This is a genomic window from Kaistia defluvii, assembly GCF_026343955.1.
Taxonomy (GTDB): domain Bacteria; phylum Pseudomonadota; class Alphaproteobacteria; order Rhizobiales; family Kaistiaceae; genus Kaistia; species Kaistia defluvii.
In genome coordinates, this window is the sequence record NZ_JAPKNI010000004.1 from 170,102 (window position 1) to 186,521 (window position 16,420).

General features: G+C 65.6%; 14 protein-coding genes. 6 read left to right on the plus strand and 8 right to left on the minus strand.

From position 1 onward, the window contains the following. Positions 1–130 precede the first annotated feature (130 nt). Positions 131–952 carry an alpha/beta fold hydrolase gene (locus OSH10_RS11850; RefSeq protein WP_266331946.1) on the plus strand — a complete coding sequence of 274 codons (822 nt, stop codon included), beginning with the start codon at positions 131–133 and terminating at the stop codon, positions 950–952. A 103-nt stretch (positions 953–1,055) separates the two neighbouring features. Next, entirely contained in the window at positions 1,056–2,858 is a 1,803-nt protein-coding gene (locus tag OSH10_RS11855) for an aminodeoxychorismate synthase component I (protein ID WP_266331947.1), read from the plus strand. A gap of 13 nt (positions 2,859–2,871) precedes the next feature. Here OSH10_RS11855 and OSH10_RS11860 read toward each other — a convergent pair whose 3' ends face one another. Then, positions 2,872–4,875 carry an acyltransferase family protein gene (locus tag OSH10_RS11860; RefSeq protein ID WP_266331948.1) on the minus strand — a complete coding sequence of 668 codons (2,004 nt, stop codon included), beginning with the start codon at positions 4,873–4,875 and terminating at the stop codon, positions 2,872–2,874. 359 nt (positions 4,876–5,234) lie between these two features. On the opposite strand from OSH10_RS11860, the gene OSH10_RS11865 reads away from it, so the two are divergent. Beyond that, a complete protein-coding gene (locus tag OSH10_RS11865; RefSeq protein ID WP_266331949.1) occupies positions 5,235–6,464 on the plus strand; it encodes a DUF763 domain-containing protein in 1,230 nt (409 codons plus the stop codon). A gap of 61 nt (positions 6,465–6,525) precedes the next feature. Here OSH10_RS11865 and OSH10_RS11870 read toward each other — a convergent pair whose 3' ends face one another. The 5 genes from OSH10_RS11870 to OSH10_RS11890 form a co-directional block, all read right to left on the minus strand. Further along, entirely contained in the window at positions 6,526–7,449 is a 924-nt protein-coding gene (locus OSH10_RS11870; RefSeq protein ID WP_266331950.1) for a sugar phosphate isomerase/epimerase family protein, read from the minus strand. Between the two features lie 22 nt (positions 7,450–7,471). After that, positions 7,472–8,581 (minus strand): sn-glycerol-3-phosphate import ATP-binding protein UgpC, encoded by a 1,110-nt coding sequence (locus OSH10_RS11875; RefSeq protein ID WP_266331952.1) that lies wholly within the window; start codon positions 8,579–8,581, stop codon positions 7,472–7,474. 12 nt (positions 8,582–8,593) lie between these two features. Next, the gene (locus OSH10_RS11880; protein ID WP_266331953.1) at positions 8,594–9,508 is read right to left on the minus strand and encodes an ABC transporter permease subunit; all 915 of its coding nucleotides are present in this window, start codon (positions 9,506–9,508) and stop codon (positions 8,594–8,596) included. Positions 9,509–9,519: 11 nt separating this feature from the next. Next, on the minus strand, positions 9,520–10,404 hold the full coding sequence (locus OSH10_RS11885; RefSeq protein ID WP_266331954.1) for a carbohydrate ABC transporter permease: 885 nt from the start codon (positions 10,402–10,404) through the stop codon (positions 9,520–9,522). A gap of 189 nt (positions 10,405–10,593) precedes the next feature. Beyond that, positions 10,594–11,943 carry an extracellular solute-binding protein gene (locus OSH10_RS11890; protein WP_266331955.1) on the minus strand — a complete coding sequence of 450 codons (1,350 nt, stop codon included), beginning with the start codon at positions 11,941–11,943 and terminating at the stop codon, positions 10,594–10,596. Between the two features lie 267 nt (positions 11,944–12,210). On the opposite strand from OSH10_RS11890, the gene arsK reads away from it, so the two are divergent. The 3 genes from arsK (at position 12,211) to OSH10_RS11905 (ending at position 14,678) form a co-directional block, all read left to right on the plus strand. Beyond that, entirely contained in the window at positions 12,211–13,425 is a 1,215-nt protein-coding gene (arsK, locus tag OSH10_RS11895; protein ID WP_266331956.1) for an arsenite efflux MFS transporter ArsK, read from the plus strand. A 107-nt stretch (positions 13,426–13,532) separates the two neighbouring features. Continuing rightward, positions 13,533–13,793: a hypothetical protein gene (locus tag OSH10_RS11900; protein WP_266331958.1), complete on the plus strand. Its 261-nt coding sequence runs from the start codon at positions 13,533–13,535 to the stop codon at positions 13,791–13,793. 96 nt (positions 13,794–13,889) lie between these two features. Continuing rightward, positions 13,890–14,678, plus strand: a complete 789-nt coding sequence (locus OSH10_RS11905; protein WP_266331959.1) for a class I SAM-dependent methyltransferase — start codon at positions 13,890–13,892, stop codon at positions 14,676–14,678. 2 nt (positions 14,679–14,680) lie between these two features. Here the strand turns inward: OSH10_RS11905 and phnN are convergent, their stop codons facing one another. Both phnN and OSH10_RS11915 read right to left on the minus strand, forming a co-directional pair. Next, on the minus strand, positions 14,681–15,238 hold the full coding sequence (gene phnN, locus OSH10_RS11910) for a phosphonate metabolism protein/1,5-bisphosphokinase (PRPP-forming) PhnN (RefSeq protein WP_266331960.1): 558 nt from the start codon (positions 15,236–15,238) through the stop codon (positions 14,681–14,683). A gap of 13 nt (positions 15,239–15,251) precedes the next feature. Continuing rightward, on the minus strand, positions 15,252–16,418 hold the full coding sequence (locus OSH10_RS11915) for an alpha-D-ribose 1-methylphosphonate 5-triphosphate diphosphatase (protein WP_266331961.1): 1,167 nt from the start codon (positions 16,416–16,418) through the stop codon (positions 15,252–15,254). Positions 16,419–16,420: the final 2 nt, after the last annotated feature.

A 16,420-nucleotide genomic window follows, 5' to 3' on the forward strand; every position in this document is an offset into this window, starting at 1 on the left:
GCGGCTTCTTTTGAAAAGATAGTTTCACAGTCTTGAGCTGCCTGAAGATGCTGGTGCCACAAGCGAAATCTTCATGCCGCGCCCTTGTGCAGATGCCGCTGAAACCGGCAGATTCTTTGCGGAGACCCGGATGACGATTACCACCAGCACGATCCAGACCAGCCATGGCGAGATCGCCTATCGGGAGACCTCGGGAACCGGCACCGCCGTGCTTCTCATCCATGGCAATTCGTCTTCCGGCGCGGTCTTCCGCAACCAGATGAACGGGCCGCTCGGCGAGCGCTATCGCATCCTCGCGCCCGACCTGCCCGGCCATGGCGCCTCGTCCGACGCGATCGATCCGAAGCGCTCCTATTCGATGGAAGGCTATGCCGACGCGATGACCGAGTTCCTCGGCCTTCTCGGCATCGAGAAGGCGATCGTCTTCGGCTGGTCGCTCGGCGGCCATATCGGCCTGGAAATGATCGACCGCTATCCCGGCCTGCTCGGCCTGATGATCACCGGCACGCCACCCGTGTCGGCCGCCGAGGTCGGACTCGGCTTCAAGCCGAGCGAACATATGGGCCTCGCCGGCAAAGAGGACTTCAGCGACGCCGACGTGGAAGCCTATGCGCGCAGCACCTGCGGCGAGCCGTTCGAATCCTTCCTGCTCGACACGGTCGCCCGCACCGATGGCCGCGCGCGCAGGCTGATGTTCGAGAGCTTCGCGGCGGGGACCGGCCGCGACCAGAGCGCCATCGTCGCCGGCCCGACGCCGCCGATCGCCGTCCTGAACGGGCTCGACGAACCCTTCGTCAACACGGAGTTCGTCGCCAACGTGACCTATTCCAACCTCTGGGAGGGCAAGGCGCACGAACTGGACAATTCCGGCCACGCGCCCTTCTGGGATGCGCCCGACCGCTTCGACCCGATCTTCGCGCGCTTCCTCGAAAGCGTCGACGACCGCGCCTGATCCCAACGTCACGGCGGGCGGCGTCGCCAAGCGGCGCGGCTCCGGCTATGGATGAGCGCCTGCCGATTCCGGCTCTCGCATTCGTTCAGGAACCGCGCCCGATATGCCGCCTGCCCTTTCCGACCTGCTGACGGCGCAGCAGCCCTTCGTCCTGCTGGAAGACCGCCTGGCCAGACCGGCGACGGCAACGCTCTATGCCGATCCCGTCGACACCATCCGCTGCGACGAAGCGGAGGATGTCGAGGCCTCCCTCCAGCGGATCGAGGCCGGGCTGGCGCAGGGGCTGCATGCCGCGGGCTTTTTCAGCTACGAACTGGGCTACGCGCTGCAGGAGCGCCTGATCGCCTCGATGCCAGCCGGGCGCACGCTGCCGCTGCTCTGGTTCGGCCTGTTCCGCGAACCGACGCGCATTCCATCGCCGGAACTGGACGCCTTCTTCGGCGCCCTCGCGCCGCCCCCGCCGCTTGACGATGCTCTGCCGAGACTGGACGCAGACGGCCATGCGGCGCGGATCGCCCGCATCCTCGACTATCTGCGCGAGGGGGACGCCTATCAGGTCAATCTCACCTTCCCGATCGACTTCCGCTATGACGGCGACCCGCTGGCGCTCTATGCGGCGCTGCGCGCGAGCCAGCCCGTCTCGCATGGCGGCCTCGTCCGCTTCGACGCGGCAACGATCCTGTCGGTATCGCCGGAGCTCTTCCTCGATATCGACAACGGCCGCGCCACCACCCGGCCGATGAAGGGCACGGTGCCACGCCAGAACACGCTGGAGGCGGACGAACGGGCGAAGGCGGAGCTCAGCGCCGATCCGAAGCAGCGCGCCGAGAACCTGATGATCGTCGACCTTCTGCGCAACGATCTGAGCCGGATCAGCGAGGTCGGCTCCGTCGAGGTTTCCAACCTGTTCAATGTCGAGACCTATCCGACCTTCCACGCCATGGCGTCCACGGTGACCGCCCGCCTCCTGCCCGGCACGTCGCTTCTGGATCGGATCCCGGCCGTCTTCCCCTGCGGTTCGATCACCGGAGCGCCGAAACTGCGCGCCATGCAGATCATTCGGGAACTGGAGGACTCTCCGCGCGACGTCTATACCGGCTCGATCGGTGCCTTGGCGCCCAATGGCGACCTGCGCCTCAACGTGGCGATCCGCACGGCGACCCTGCGGCCCGATGGCACGGGTCGCTACGACGTGGGCAGCGGCATCGTCGCGGATTCGGAAGCCTCGGCCGAATATGCGGAATGCCTGCTCAAGGCGCGCGTCCTCACCGATCTTGCCGTGGATTACGGCCTGATCGAAACACTGCGCTGGTCGCAGGAGACCGGCTTCGAGCAGCTCGATCTGCACCTGGCGCGCCTCGCCAGATCGGCCGAGGCGCTCGGCTTCCGCTTCGACCGCGCCGAAATCGAAGCCCGTTTTGCCGCGCTCGCCGCCACGCTTCCCGTCGAAGGCGCGCGGAGGGTTCGGCTCGAACTGCGCCGAAGCGGCGCGTTCGACCTGATCGCGCCCGCGCTCGCGCCCGAGCCGGATCGGCCGGTCACCACGCTCTTCGCCAGCCTGCGTGCCGACAGCGCCGACCCGTTCCTGCGCCACAAGACGACGCGCCGGCAGCTCTACGATACAGCCTTCGCCGAGGCGACGGCCAAGGGCGCCGACGAGGCGATCCTGCTCAATCGCGCCGGCTTCGTGACGGAAGCGACGCGGAGCAATGTCTTCCTCGAGCGGGATGGACTGCTGCTGACCCCGCCGCTCACCGACGGCCTCCTGCCCGGCATCCTGCGCCAGCACCTGCTGGAAACGGGGGCAGCGATCGAACGGCAGATCACCCCCAAAGACCTCGCCACCGCCTCGCGCTGGTTCCTCGGCAACAGCCTGCGCGGTATGCGACGGGGGCGGCTGAGCTAACTCGCCAGCGTCGTTAGCTCGATGCTCCGGAGGGAGGCGCGGCCTCAGGCTCGAAGATCGTCCGGAACATCGGGATCATGAGATCCGCGCCGCGCTGGTTCAGGTGGTTGTCGTCGACATAGATCGGGATGCCTGCGACCGCCCCGTAGCACCGTTCCTTGTCGCAGAGATAAGGCAAGGGATCGAGGATCTTGACCCCGCATCTCTGCGCCGCGAGATCCTGCGTCTCCCAGATCCAGGCATGCCGCTTGCGATAGGCATCGAGCGAGATCGAAGCATCAATCCGGCGGCCCCACATGAGCGCCCGCCCCATCCACTTCGGCACATGATGCGTCATCTCCGGAATCGGCCGGACATAATAGACGGGCCGAGTCTGGGCAAACGCGCAGGCCGTCGAGATAAGGCCCTCCCTGATTTCCTCGAAGAATGCCGCGTCGCGGGAGGCGTGAGGTTTGCTGATGTAGTAACCCGGGGCTTGCGACATGGCGACCGCTTGCAGAGGATCCGTTTCGACGCTCGTCCGGTTCAGGATCACCAGCGGTGCCGGCGGTAACGTCTTGCTCTTGTCCACCGCATACTGCACGAACTCGCCACAGGAGACGACCTGGCCGCCGATCTTCTTCATGCCGGCAATCGTCTTGCAGCCGGCCATTGTCCAATCCAGCACATGAAGATTGGGGGACGGCAGCGCCTTCTCGACCGATCGCACAATGTTGCCGGCGTGGCTGTCGCCAATCACCACCACCCCAAGATCCGGCCCACCATAAGTGCACTCCGAGACCCGAGTCTTGTCGTTGCCCTGACACTGCATAATCCGCGGGTTGACGTCATCGGCAGCCTCGAAGATCGCATTCACCTCCGGAGTGAGCCGTGAGGGAAAGCCGTCGAAGCTGCGCACGACATGGGCCGACAGCATCACCGCCAGCAGGCCGGCCATGATGGCGCCGAACTCCAGGCGACGGGGCATCCGGGCCAGACGCTTGCGGGTGGGTGTCTCGACCCACCGATACGAGAGCCATCCCAAAAGCAGCGTCAGCCCCAGACCGGCGAGCCTCGCGACGAAATCCTTCTCCAGTTCCAGATAGTAGAGCGCCACCACGATCGGCCAGTGCCACAGATAGAGCGAGTAGGACGCCTTCCCCAGCCACTGGGCCACCCGGCTACCGCTGAGGATCGAATCCTGGCGCGACGCCAGCAGAACAAACGCGGTGCCGATCACCGGGATAACGGCGAGCCATCCGGGCCAGACGACAGAAGCATCGAGCAGCACGATGCTGCCGAGGATCAGGAGGAAGCCCGCGATCTCCAGTGCGATCTTGGGGACGTCACTTAGGCGCGGACGCACCTGATAGAGCAGCCAGATGAGGGCGCCGCCGAGCAGCTCCCACGCACGCCACGGCAGCAGGAAGAAGGCGCGGGCCGGCATGCTGGCGGATGTCAAGATCGACAGCGCCAGCGACGCCGCGGTCAGGCAAGCCAGCGCCATCGCCAGCCGCCAGCGGCTGCTTGACAGCTTGTAGAGGCCTATGACGATCAGCGGGAACAACAGATAGAACTGCCACTCCACGGACAGCGACCAGGTGTGGAGCAGAACCTTTTCGTGCGAGGAGGCATCGAAATAGCCCGCCTCCCGGTTGAAGCGGAAGTTCGAGAGGAAGGCCAGGGCGCTGACGATGTTCTTGCCGACGCCCTCATATTCCTTTGCCGACATGACGAACCAGTCGACGACCAGAATCACGGCACACAGCACGGCCAGCGCTGGGACAATCCGGCGTGCGCGCGCCAGATAGAACTTCGCGAGAAAGGCGCGAACGGAGGCAGCCGATCCGTCAATCGCCTCGACGCCCCCAATGACAATTCCAGCCATCAGGAAGCCGGATAGGACGAAGAAGACGTCGACGCCGATGAAGCCACCCGAGAAACCGGCGATGCTGAAATGATAGCCGATGACGGCAACGACAGCCCAGGCGCGTAAGCCGTTGATGTCTTTTCGAAATCCGTCAGTCTTCTCGATCATGAATTCATCTCGGTCCTACGTCGTGCCAGGCGCGCACGCGTGGCTTGCCTCGAGATCGGCGACATTCGTCGACCTTTGAGTGGTGAGCTGGCGATGAAAAGAAACGGATGTGGCCATCTTCCCAACCGCACCGCTTACTCTGAGCCGGAGCGATGCGATCATAGATGTGCCTTAAACTACGTTGTCTGATTATCGATGTACTGAAGGATATCAGCAGCAAATATCGGAGGCGAACGCAACCCGCTGTTCCGGAAAAAGGGCAGTTTTAGCCTGCTGTTTGCCATCTGGATGCGGCCTCGGAAGACCTCTCTGTGCTAAGGTCACTGAGGAAATATCGAACAGAAGGAAGACGAACAGGGATGGCCAAGCGATCCGGAAGCGCGGATCTGCCGTTGCATGGCGGGCATGTGCCGCGCTGGCTCTCCGACCGGATGACGAAGCTCGGCGCCGTGATCAGCGAGGTGATCGTGCAGGAATATGGTCGCGACGAACTGTTGCGCCGCCTCGCCCATCCGTTCTGGTTCCAGTCCTTCGGCGCCGTCATGGGCATGGACTGGCATTCCTCCGGCATCACCACCAGCGTGCTCGGGGCGCTGAAGCGCGGACTGACGCCGCTATCGCGCGAGCTCGGCATTCATGTCTGCGGCGGCAAGGGACGGCATTCCCGCCAGACGCCGCAGGAACTGATCGGCATCGGCGAGCGGGTCGGCTTCGACGGCATGGCGCTGGCCAAGGCCAGCCGGCTGGTTGCCAAGGTCGACAGCGCCGCCATCCAGGACGGTTTCGATCTCTATCTGCACGGCTTCATCGTCACCGATGACGGCCATTGGGTGGTCGTGCAGCAGGGGATGAACGACGACACCCATCAGGCGCGGCGCTATCACTGGCTGTCCGAGGGCCTGACGAGCTTCGTCGAGGCGCCGCATGCGGCGATCGACGGCGTGCAACAAGGCGAGATCGTCAACCTGACCGACAAGCGCGCCGAGGCCTCGCGCTCCGGCCAGCTCACCATGCTCGCCGATCTCGGGCCCGACAAGATCGCGCTGGAGTTCGCCGCGCTGCGTGCCGAGACGGCCCCGCTGCTTGCTCCCACGGACCAGATGCTGCTGCCGCATCTGATCATGCCGGCGCATCATGACGTACGCTCCAGCGATGTCGTGACGAGACGGCTGCATGGGGCGCTGGCCGCAGCGGCCGACCAGGGGCCGGCCGATTTCGCGGATCTGCTGCTGGTGCCGGGCGTCGGCGCCCGCACGGTGCAGGCGCTGGCGATGGTGGCGGAGGTGGTGCATGGCGCGCCCTATCGCTTCAGCGACCCGGCCCGCTTCTCCTTCGCGCATGGCGGCAAGGACCGCCACCCCTTCCCCGTGCCGCTGCGCGTCTATGACAACACGATCCGCGTCATGACCTCGGCCGTCCAGAAGGCGAAGCTCGGCGAGGCGGAAGAGATGGCGGCGCTGAAGCGGCTCGACGAGCAGGCGCGCCGGCTGGAGCGCGTCGCCACCGGGCCGAGCGTCGAGGAAATGATCGCCGACGAGCGTGAGCGGTCGGCAAGCTATGCCGGCCGCAGCGTGTTTGGCTGGGAATAGCGAGCCACCGCCCCGCCTCCGGGATTGCGGACGAGGACGATCATCCCGCGCCAGGCAGACCTCAGGCGGCGCGGGCGGCCGCATGCCGAGCGTTGAGCCGGGCGGCGAGCACGCGAGCCCGTTCGATCGACTCGGCGCGGTCGGCATCGAAGCGTTCGCCGATCTCCATGATCAGGGCCGTGCCGGGCAGTACGTCGATGGTGTCGAACACGCTTTCCCACGGCAGGTCGCCCCAGCCGAGCGGCAGGTGCAGATCGCCGATCCCGAGCGCGATCGCCTCGCTCTGGTGGTAGAATTTCGACATGGTGTAGGGGCGGCCGAAGCTGTCATGCACATGCAGATGGCCGGCGACCGGCCCCATCGCCGCGACCTCGGCCAGCAAATCCCCGCCGGTCCGGGTCGCCTCGATATAGGCGTGGCCGAAATCGATGGTGGCGACGAGATAGGGATGGTGGATCGCCTGGACGGTCGCGGCGACGTCGGAAGGCTGCTGGCGATACATCTCGTCATCGACGGCGAAGATGTTCTCGAGCGCGATACGGACGCCATGCTTGCCACCGAAATCGGCGAGTTCCTTCAGCGCGTCTTCCTGCATCCGGTCATAGCCGGCGATGACGCGAGCCGGCGCCATGGGGGCATGGCCGCTGTGATGGACCAGCGTGTCCGATCCGACGCGATGGCTGAGCTCGACCATCGCCTTGGCGGCGGCCATCTGGAATTCGAGGTTCGGGGCGTCCATGAAATTGGAAACGATCAGGCCGTGCACCGTATAGCGCAGCGGGAACTTGGCGCAGATATCCACCAGCCGCCTGGCGCGCGCTTCGAGCACCCGGCCGCCGGAAATCAGGTCGTCGCCGCAAAGCGACAGTTCGGCGACATCGGCACCGAGTTCGACGATGCGGGCGAGCGACGCCTCGATATGGTTCATGTCGCCCTCCCCGGAGGTGGTGGCGAAGCCGATATGCGTGATCAGATCTTTCGTCATGGCTGGTCTCTCGAAACGGGGATCAAAGGGAGGCGGCAGCGAGCGACTGTGACGTGAGGGCGTCGATGCGCTTGCCCGTGTCGGCGGCGAACAGGTGGATATCGGCCGGATCGATCTGGATGCCGACGGCGTCGCCCGTCTCGAAGGAAGCGGGACCGCTGAGCGCGACCGCGAATGAAAGGCCGTCGAAATCCGTGTGCACGACCCGACCGGCGCCCAGTTCCTCGATGAAGTCCACTGTGGCAGGGAGCGAACCGGGCGTGCCGGGGGTGACGAGCCGGGCAGCTTCCGCGCGGACGCCCAGCGTGACCTTGTGGCCGACCAGGCGGGCGTCGATCGCGCCCGGCAGCGGGATGCGACGCTGCTCGTCATAGATGAAGACGCCATGCCGATCGATCGCGCCTTCCATCAGGTTCATCGACGGCGAGCCGACGAAATTGGCGACAAAGCGGGTGGCCGGACGGTTATAGACCTCGGCCGGCGTGCCGACCTGCTCGATCCGGCCGCCATTCATGACAACAAGGCGATCGCCCAGCGTCATCGCCTCTGTCTGGTCATGCGTCACGAAGACGGAGGTGGCGCCGAGTCGGCGATGCAGGCGGCGGATCTCGGCGCGCATGGCGACGCGCAGCTTGGCGTCGAGATTGGAGAGCGGCTCGTCGAACAGGAACACCTTGGGCTCCCGCACGATGGCGCGGCCCATGGCGACACGCTGGCGCTGGCCACCGGAAAGGGCGGCCGGCCGACGGTCGAGGAAGGCTTCGAGGCCCACCACCTTGGCGGTGGCGGCGACCCGCTTCGCCCGCTCGGCCTTCGGCACGCCGGCGACCTTGAGCGCATAGCCGATATTCTCGGCGACGGTCATGTGCGGATAGAGCGCGTAGTTCTGGAAAACCATGGCGCAGCCGCGCTCGCGGGGTTCCATCTTGTTCACCAGCTTGCCGTCGATCCAGATCTCGCCGCCGGAGATCTCTTCCAGCCCGGCGATCATGCGCAGCAAGGTGGACTTGCCGCAGCCGGACGGACCCAGGATGACGATGAACTCGCCGGTGGCGATCTCGAGGTCGACCCCGTGCACCACCGCGTTCCTGGCATAGGCCTTCTTGACGCCCTTGATGGCGATCGATGACATCGGATTGTCCTTCTACTTCTCGGTCGAGATCAGGCCGCGCACGAACCAGCGCTGCATCACGATCACGACGATGAGCGGCGGCGCCATGATGATGAGCGTCCCCGCCATGGCGACGTTCCAGTCCGGCAAGCCGAATTCGGAGGGAATGAGGTGCTTCAGCTGGGTCACGGCGATGCCGAAATTCGGATCGGTGGTGATGAGCAAGGGCCAGAGATACTGGTTCCACGACCAGACGAACATGATGGTGAACAGCGCGATCATGTTGGGCTTGGACAGTGGAAACAGGATGTCGACGAAGAAGCGGACGGGACCCGAGCCATCCATCTTCGCGGCTTCCGCCAGTTCGTCCGGCACCGTCAGGTAGAACTGGCGGTAGAGGAAGGTACCGGTCGCGGTGGCGACGAGCGGCAGGATCAGGCCGGGGTAGGAATTGAGCAGGCCCCATTCCAGCTTGACCTGCAGGCCGGAGATGGCGTGGATCAGCCAGGAGATGCCGGTGATATCCAGGATCGCCTGGAACGGCGCCAGGGCGTTGGCCGCCACCGCATAGGTCGGCACGATGCGCACTTCGAGCGGCAGCATCAGGGTGACGAAAATCACCCAGAACATCAGCATCCGGCCGGGAAAGCGGAAATAGACGATGGCGAAGGCCGCCATCGACGACAGCAGCACCTTGCCCGCCGCCACCGTGCCCGCGAACACGAATGAATTGATCAGCTTGCGGCCGAGATCGGCCCGGACCCAGGCTTCGTGCAGGTTGGTGAGCAGGTCGGAGCCTGGCACCAGCGACATCGGCACCGTGTTGACGGCGCGGATGTCGTGCGTCGCCGCGACGATGACGATCACGAAGGGAAACAGCACCGTCAGCAGGCCGATCAGGAGAACGATCTGGCAGACGGCGTTGAAGATTGGCGTGCGTTCGACCATCGGATCCGCCCCTATTTGTAGTGCACGCGCCGCTCGATGAAGCGGAACTGCACGATGGTGAGGAGGACGACGAGGCCCATCAGGATGATCGACTGCGCTGCGGCGCCGGAATAATCGAGGCCTTTGAAGCCGTCGAAATAGATCTTGTAGACCATCAGTTCGGTCGCCCTCGCGGGGCCGCCCTGGGTCATGATGTCGACGATTCCGAAACTGTCCTGGAAGCTCTCGGTGATATTGATCACGAGCAGGAAGAACAGCGTCGGCGTCAGCAGGGGCAGCTGGATGTCCCACATGCGGCGCATCGGGCCGGAACCATCCATCGCCGCTGCCTCGATCAGCGAGCGGGGAATGCTCTGCAGCGCCGAGAGGAAGAAGATGAAGTTGTATCCGATATACTTCCACGAGAAGGCGATGATGACCGCGATCATCGCATCGGTGCCGTCGAGCGCCGGATTCCACAGGCCCGGCCAGATCTGGTTGATCAGCGACAGGAAGCCGGCTTCGGGCGCGAGGATGAAGCGGAAGGCCAGGCCGAGCGCCGGAGCGGCGATCGCATAGGGCCAGATGAAGATGCTGCGATAGGCCTTGTGGCCGCGCATCTCGCGATCGGTGAACAGCGCCAGCAGCAGCGCGACGCCCATGGCGATGCCCGTCGACCCCAGGCCGAACACCATGCTGCGCGAAATGGCGCCCCAGTAATAGGGATCGCTCAGCAGCTGGCGGAAATTCTGCAGCCCGACCCAGGTGTTGCCGCCGCCCCAGGGTTGTTCCAGCGTGAAGGCCCAATAGAGCGCCTGGCCGCTCGGCCAGTAGAAGAAGACGAAGATCAGCACGAGCATCGGCAGCGCGAACAGCAGGCCGATCCTCGTGGAGGAGAAGGTAGCGCGCTTTTCCATCGGACGGTCTCATTCTGCAGGCGGCCGGCGCCCCGCGATGGGTCGACGGCGGCCTGGATCCGGCGCGGCGCATGGGTCCATGGCCGGATCGAGGAATAGGCGGAACGTGAACGGGCCACGTTCCGCCCGGCCTCCCGTGCCCCTCCCCGCCTGGACGAGGAGGGTGGGGTGGGAGTTCGGATCGACAGACTAGGGAAGCGTCTTGCCGGCGTAGGTCTGCTCGAACTTGCGCAGGATCTGGTTGCCGCGTTCGACGGCGTTGTCGAGCGAGGCCTGGACGTCTTCGTTCTTGATGAAGATCGCCTGCAGGCCGTTGGAGACTTCCTGGCGGATCTGCAGCAGGCCGCCGAGGCGGATGCCATGCGGGGCGGCGTCATCGGCCGGCGAAGCCGTCAGGCTCTCGATCGCCAGCTCGCGGCCCTTATAGGGAGCCTTGCCGTAGAAGCCCTGCTCGTTCAGGTACTTGAAGCCGGAGTTGCGCACCGGGATATAGCCGGTCACGGTCGACCAGGTCAGGGCCTCTTCCGGCTTAGCGATGAAGTCGAAGAAGGCGGCGGCGCCCTTGTATTCGGCGTCCGACTTGCCGGTCAGCACCCAGAGCGAGGCGCCGCCGACGAACGAGCTCTTGCGCTGCGTCCCCTCATAGACCGGGAGCATGGCGACGTCCCAGTTCATGCCTTCCTTGGCGGTGCGTCCGATATTGCCGTGGTCACCGACGGAGGTCAGGATGACCTGGCAATCGCCATTGGCGAAGGCTTCGACGAAGGTCTGGCCGGTTTCCTTCGACTTGATGACGGCCTCGCCATTGTCGTACCAGCTCTTGAGATCGCGAACGAACTGGACCCACTTGCCCTTGTTGAAGGTCAGCTCGGCGTCGAGGCCTTCATAGCCGTTCTTTTTGGTGGCGATCGGCTCGCCATGAATGGCGTTGAACTGCTCTTCGAGCTGCCAGACCTCATCCCGCGAGATGTTGAAGCCGAGCGGGCATGCATAGCCGGCCGCCTTCAGCGCCTTGAAATCGGCCGCCGCTTCTTCCCACGTCGCCGGAGCATGGTCCTTGCCGATCTTGGCGAAGGCGTCCTTGTTCCAATAGAGCAGCGCCGTCGAGGAGTTGAAGGGGAAGGAGTACATCTCGCCCTTCGACGTCGCGTAGTAGCTGGCGATGCCGGAGAAATAGTCCTTCCAATCGACCGTATAGCCCATGTCGGTCATGAGCTTGTTGGCCGGGTAGTAGGCGCCCGACAGCATGATATCGAGCGTGCCGGCGTCCGAGACCTGGGCGATGGTCGGCTGCTGGCCGGCGCGGAAGGCCGCGATCGTGTTCTGCAGCGAGGCGTCATACGAGCCCTGGCTGGTGCAGACGACTTCGTAGTCGGCCTGGCTGGCGTTGAAGCGCTCGCACTGCTCCTGCACGCGCTTGGCGATATCGCCCGAATTGCCAAACCAGAAATCGATCTTGGTCTTGTCGGCCGCGGCCGGGCCGGCGAGCAGCGCGGCAACGGCGAAGGTGCCGACGGCGCCGAGGAATTTGGCGTTCATGAGAGCCTCACGAAGGAAAGGGAGCGCCGGTCCGGCGCGACGGCCCCCGCTTAGCCCGCCGCCCGTAACGCTCGAATGACACGACGGCTAAGCGCAGCGCCGGATCCCCTCGCCCCATCCGTCCCTTCCGGGTCCGCCGCTGCGTCACCCTCGAAAGCGGAAGCAAAATATGGAAAGGGGACTGTTCTTGCCGTCCGAGAGCGCGCATAGAACCCTACCCCCGAACCGATCGGGCGCCCTGGCGCCCAGACCGCCAAGGCAGTCTCCATGAACTCCCGCACGGCGGTCCTCGCCCTCGGCCTGACCCAGATCATCGGCTACGGCACGCTCTATTACAGCTTCAGCGTCCTGGCGCCGGCGATGGCGCGCGAGTTCGGGCTCTCGACCGAATGGATCTTCGGCGCCCTCTCCGTCTCGCTGCTTGTAGGCGGGCTCTGCGCGCCCTGGGTCGGCGGCTGGATCGACCGGCGCGGCGCCGGGCGGGTCATGACCATCGGCTCGCTGGCAGCCGCCATTGCGCTCGCGGCCTGCGCCATGGCGGGCAACACATCGACGCTGGTGCTGGGGCTGATCGCCATCCAGATCGCCTCGACGCTGGTGCAGTACAGCGCGTCGTTCACGCTGCTGGTGCAATTGAACCCGGCCACGGCGCAGCGCTCGATCACCTATCTGACGCTGATGGCCGGCTTTGCATCGACGCTGTTCTGGCCGTTCACCACCGCGCTGCACGCCCATCTCGACTGGCACCACGTCTACCTTCTGTTCACGGCGATGCACCTCTTCCTCTGCCTGCCGGTGCATTTCTGGCTGATGGTAAAGACACGCGCGATCTCCGACCGCCGCGCGCCGCTGGATCACGCGCCACGCGCAGTCGAAGCCGTGGCCGGGGTCATCGCGACGGCCGCCAGGCCGCGGGCGTTCGCCCTGATGCTGCTGGGCTTTGCCATCCAGAGCTTCGTCACCTCGACCTTCCTGGTCCACATGCTGCCGATGCTGACCGAGCTCGGGCTCGCCAAGGCCAGCGTGCTGGTCGCCTCGGCGTTCGGGCCGGCGCAGGTGCTGAGCCGCTTCACCAACATGACCTTTGGCGGCCGGCTTTCGCAGAGGACGCTCGCCGTCATCGCCTCGGCCTTCCTGCCGCTGGCGACGGTGATCCTGCTCGCCACGGCGCCCAACCTTGCCGGCGCCTTCGCCTTCGCCATCGTGTTCGGACTGAGTTCCGGCCTCGCCAGCATCGTGCAGGGAACACTGCCGCTCGAACTTTTCGGCAGCGATGGCTATGGCAAGCGACTCGGCCGCGTCACGTCGGTGCGGCTGGTGGTGTCGTCCGCCGCCCCCTTCGCCTTCGCCCTGATGACGGAGCACCTCGGCTATCCGATCGCACTGTCGATCATCGCCGCGCTCAGCACCCTCACCGTCCTGGCCTTCGTGGCAATCGGCGGTTCCGGCAAGCCCACGGTCGAGGCGACACGAACCGAATAGACACAGTCTTTCCCCAACCGACCGAAATTCCCGGCTCGCGTGCATTTGCAGGCACACACGACCAACCGACTCAGTTAAGCGTCGTGAAGAGCCTAAGGAGAAGTTAAGTGTTCGATTCGGCGGTCTATTATGTTCAGCCCAATGAAGACCGGGGCTATGCGATCGTGAGCCAGAGCGGGTCGCAAATCGGAGCTTTCACGTCGCATGACGTCGCGGTGTCGATGGCCAAGCATCTCGGTCATTCGGCATCCGAACTCGGCATGGCCGCCCGCGTCTTCGAACGCTCGGCCGACAACGAGGAAACGCTCGTCTTCGAGCGCTGGCCGATCCGCGTCGCGGACCTGCCCTGGGACGCCGTCGCGGACTGACCCGGCGGCAACGGGCGGCCACCCTCAGTCAACTTGACAGGCCTCGTCCGATTTGTTGAAAGGCGCGCCCCTCCGCGAACCGCAAGGAGCAGCCTCATGGACCCTTCGACCGTCGCCGCGCACTGGGAAGCCAATGCCGAAGCCTGGACCCGCCATTCGCGGGCCGGCTACGATGTCTACCGCGATGCCCTCAACACGCCGGCCTTCCTGGCCATGCTGCCGCCAATCGCCGGACTGCAGGGCCTCGACATCGGCTGCGGGGAAGGCTCCAACACGCGCCAGCTCGCCCGGCTCGGCGCGCAGTTGACGGCGATCGACATCGCGCCCACCTTCATTCGCCATGCACGGGAAAGCGAGGCCCACGAGCCGCTCGGCATCCGCTACCTTCATGGCGACGGCATGGCCCTGCCCTTCGCCGAGGCGAGCTTCGATTTTGCCGCCGCCTTCATGTCGTTGATGGACATGCCCAACCAGCAGGCCGTGCTGCGGGAAGCCTATCGCGTCCTGCGCCCGGGCGGGTTCCTGCAGTTCTCGATCCTGCATCCCTGCTTCGTGTCGCCGCGCCGCCGCAATATTCGCGATGCCGAAGGCATCCCGCGTGCCGTCGAGGTCGCCGACTATTTCGAGGAGACCGACGGCGCCGTCGAGACCTGGTGGTTCTCGACCTTGCCGGCGGAAGAGCGGAGCAAGGTCGAGCCTTTCCGCGTGCCGCGCTTTCATCGCACGCTGAGCGACTGGGTCGCGATGATCGTCGGGGCCGGCCTCGTCATCGAGGCCTTTGGCGAGCCGAGGGCGACCGAGGCCCAGGCAGACGCCGAGCCTGTCATCGCCGACACGCGCGTGGCGCCCATCTTCCTGCACGTCCGGGCCCGCAAGCCCGGCTGACGTCAGGCCGGAGCGCCGACCCGCAAGCCCCTGAGATAGTCCACCAGTTCACCGCCCGATTGCTCGATCGGGCGGTCGTTGACGATCGTCAGATCGGGCTGGATCTCGCTCGCGCAGATCGCCTCGCGCGCAAGGCGCGCCGCGATGGCTTCATCGCTCTCCCGCCCTCGGGCCGCAAGGCGCGCGGCCAGCACCGCGTCCGGCGCCGAGATCGCGACGACGCGTACCGCCGGAAACCTCTCCCGCGCCGCGTCGATGGCGCCACGGGAGAAATTGCAGATGACGACCGCGCCCCGGGCGACCGCATCCAGCGTGTCGATGGGCAGCGCATAGCCAAGACCATGCGCGCGCCAGGACACGGCGAACCGTCCGGTCGCGACGCCTTTCTCAAAGGCTGCCTCGTCCAGCGTGTCGTGGTCCTCGAAGGCATTCTCGCCGCGCGTCACCAACCGGCGGACGAAGACGAACCCGGCCTCCTCCGCCAGAGCCGCCTTCGCATGCCCGAGCAGACTGTCCTTGCCGACGCCGCTTGGCCCGACCACCGCTACCAGTACACCCATGCCCGTCATGCTCTCATGAAACCCGCTGGCCCTCGCGCCAGACTTGGCGGACGATCGGCGTCGGGCTTTCCTTGTCCTTGCCGCTGACATGCACGCGCACGAGATCGGCGCGAAGCCCGGTCTCGATCGCGCCGCGATCCGTCAGCCCGGTCGCGCGGGCCGGCGTCCGGGTCACGGTACGGATCGCCGCCGCCAAGTCGATCGACGGAATGCGGCGGGGCAGTTCGAAGGCGGACATCAACAGACTCGCAGGCACATAATCCGACGACAGAATATCGAGAAAGCCGGCGCGTGCGAGATCTTCGGCTGCGACATTTCCGGAGTGCGAGCCGCCGCGCACGACATTCGGCCCGCCCATCATCACGCGGATGCCGGCCTGGTTCAGCGCTTCGGCCGCTTCGAGCGTCGTCGGGAACTCGGCCAGGGCGACGCCATTGCCGACGGCTTCCGAAGCATGCGCCGCCGTGGCGTCGTCATGGCTCGCCAGCACGGCGCCCTTCTCGGCGGCGAGCGCCACCAGCTTCAGGCGGTTCGGGCCGGCATTGCTGGCGTGCTGTTCAAGCCGCGCCGCGACGAAGCGGTTCACGTCCTCGTCCGACATCGGCTTCTTGCGCATGTAGTAGCGGCGCCAGGTTTCGAGATCCTTGAACTGGCGCTGGCCGGGGGTGTGATCCATCAGCGACATCATGTGGATCGGGTAGAGGTCGGCATAGGCCTCGACATGCTCGATGACGTCGTCGCAGGCGATCTCGCAGCGAAGATGCGTGCGGTGATCGACGCGCAGATGGCCGGTGGCGCGGGCCTCCTCGATGGCGGCGGCCAGCACGGCGAGATCGGTGCCGATCGAGGCGGAGTCGGCGTCCGAGCCGGCGCGCAGCGAGTCGAACACCGTGGTGATGCCGGCCGCCGCGATCTGCGCGTCGTAGGCCATGACGGAAGAAAGCGCGTGCCAGCGGACATGCGGACGCGGCGCGAAATGCGCCTCGAGGTGGTCGGTGTGCAGTTCGACGAGGCCCGGCACCAGATGATCGCCGGCAAAGTCGATGCCGCGCTCCGGCGCGTCGCCTTCGCCGATCTCGGCGATCTCGCCATCGACGACGGCGACCCAGCCCTTTTCCACCACGCGGTCGGGCAGGACGAGGCTGGCATTCTCGATCAGGAATTCGGTCGGTTCGGTCATTT

What these genes read in the sequence shown, in the direction of transcription:
- OSH10_RS11865 (WP_266331949.1), top strand. Translation starts at nt 5,235, where the DNA reads ATGGCCAAGCGATCCGGAAGCGCGGATCTGCCGTTGCATGGCGGGCAT.
- OSH10_RS11880 (WP_266331953.1), bottom strand. Translation starts at nt 9,508, where the DNA reads ATGGTCGAACGCACGCCAATCTTCAACGCCGTCTGCCAGATCGTTCTC.
- OSH10_RS11850 (WP_266331946.1), top strand. Translation starts at nt 131, where the DNA reads ATGACGATTACCACCAGCACGATCCAGACCAGCCATGGCGAGATCGCC.
- OSH10_RS11875 (WP_266331952.1), bottom strand. Translation starts at nt 8,581, where the DNA reads ATGTCATCGATCGCCATCAAGGGCGTCAAGAAGGCCTATGCCAGGAAC.
- OSH10_RS11885 (WP_266331954.1), bottom strand. Translation starts at nt 10,404, where the DNA reads ATGGAAAAGCGCGCTACCTTCTCCTCCACGAGGATCGGCCTGCTGTTC.
- OSH10_RS11870 (WP_266331950.1), bottom strand. Translation starts at nt 7,449, where the DNA reads ATGACGAAAGATCTGATCACGCATATCGGCTTCGCCACCACCTCCGGG.
- OSH10_RS11855 (WP_266331947.1), top strand. Translation starts at nt 1,056, where the DNA reads ATGCCGCCTGCCCTTTCCGACCTGCTGACGGCGCAGCAGCCCTTCGTC.
- OSH10_RS11905 (WP_266331959.1), top strand. Translation starts at nt 13,890, where the DNA reads ATGGACCCTTCGACCGTCGCCGCGCACTGGGAAGCCAATGCCGAAGCC.
- OSH10_RS11860 (WP_266331948.1), bottom strand. Translation starts at nt 4,875, where the DNA reads ATGATCGAGAAGACTGACGGATTTCGAAAAGACATCAACGGCTTACGC.
- phnN (WP_266331960.1), bottom strand. Translation starts at nt 15,238, where the DNA reads ATGGGTGTACTGGTAGCGGTGGTCGGGCCAAGCGGCGTCGGCAAGGAC.
- arsK (WP_266331956.1), top strand. Translation starts at nt 12,211, where the DNA reads ATGAACTCCCGCACGGCGGTCCTCGCCCTCGGCCTGACCCAGATCATC.
- OSH10_RS11890 (WP_266331955.1), bottom strand. Translation starts at nt 11,943, where the DNA reads ATGAACGCCAAATTCCTCGGCGCCGTCGGCACCTTCGCCGTTGCCGCG.
- OSH10_RS11915 (WP_266331961.1), bottom strand. Translation starts at nt 16,418, where the DNA reads ATGACCGAACCGACCGAATTCCTGATCGAGAATGCCAGCCTCGTCCTG.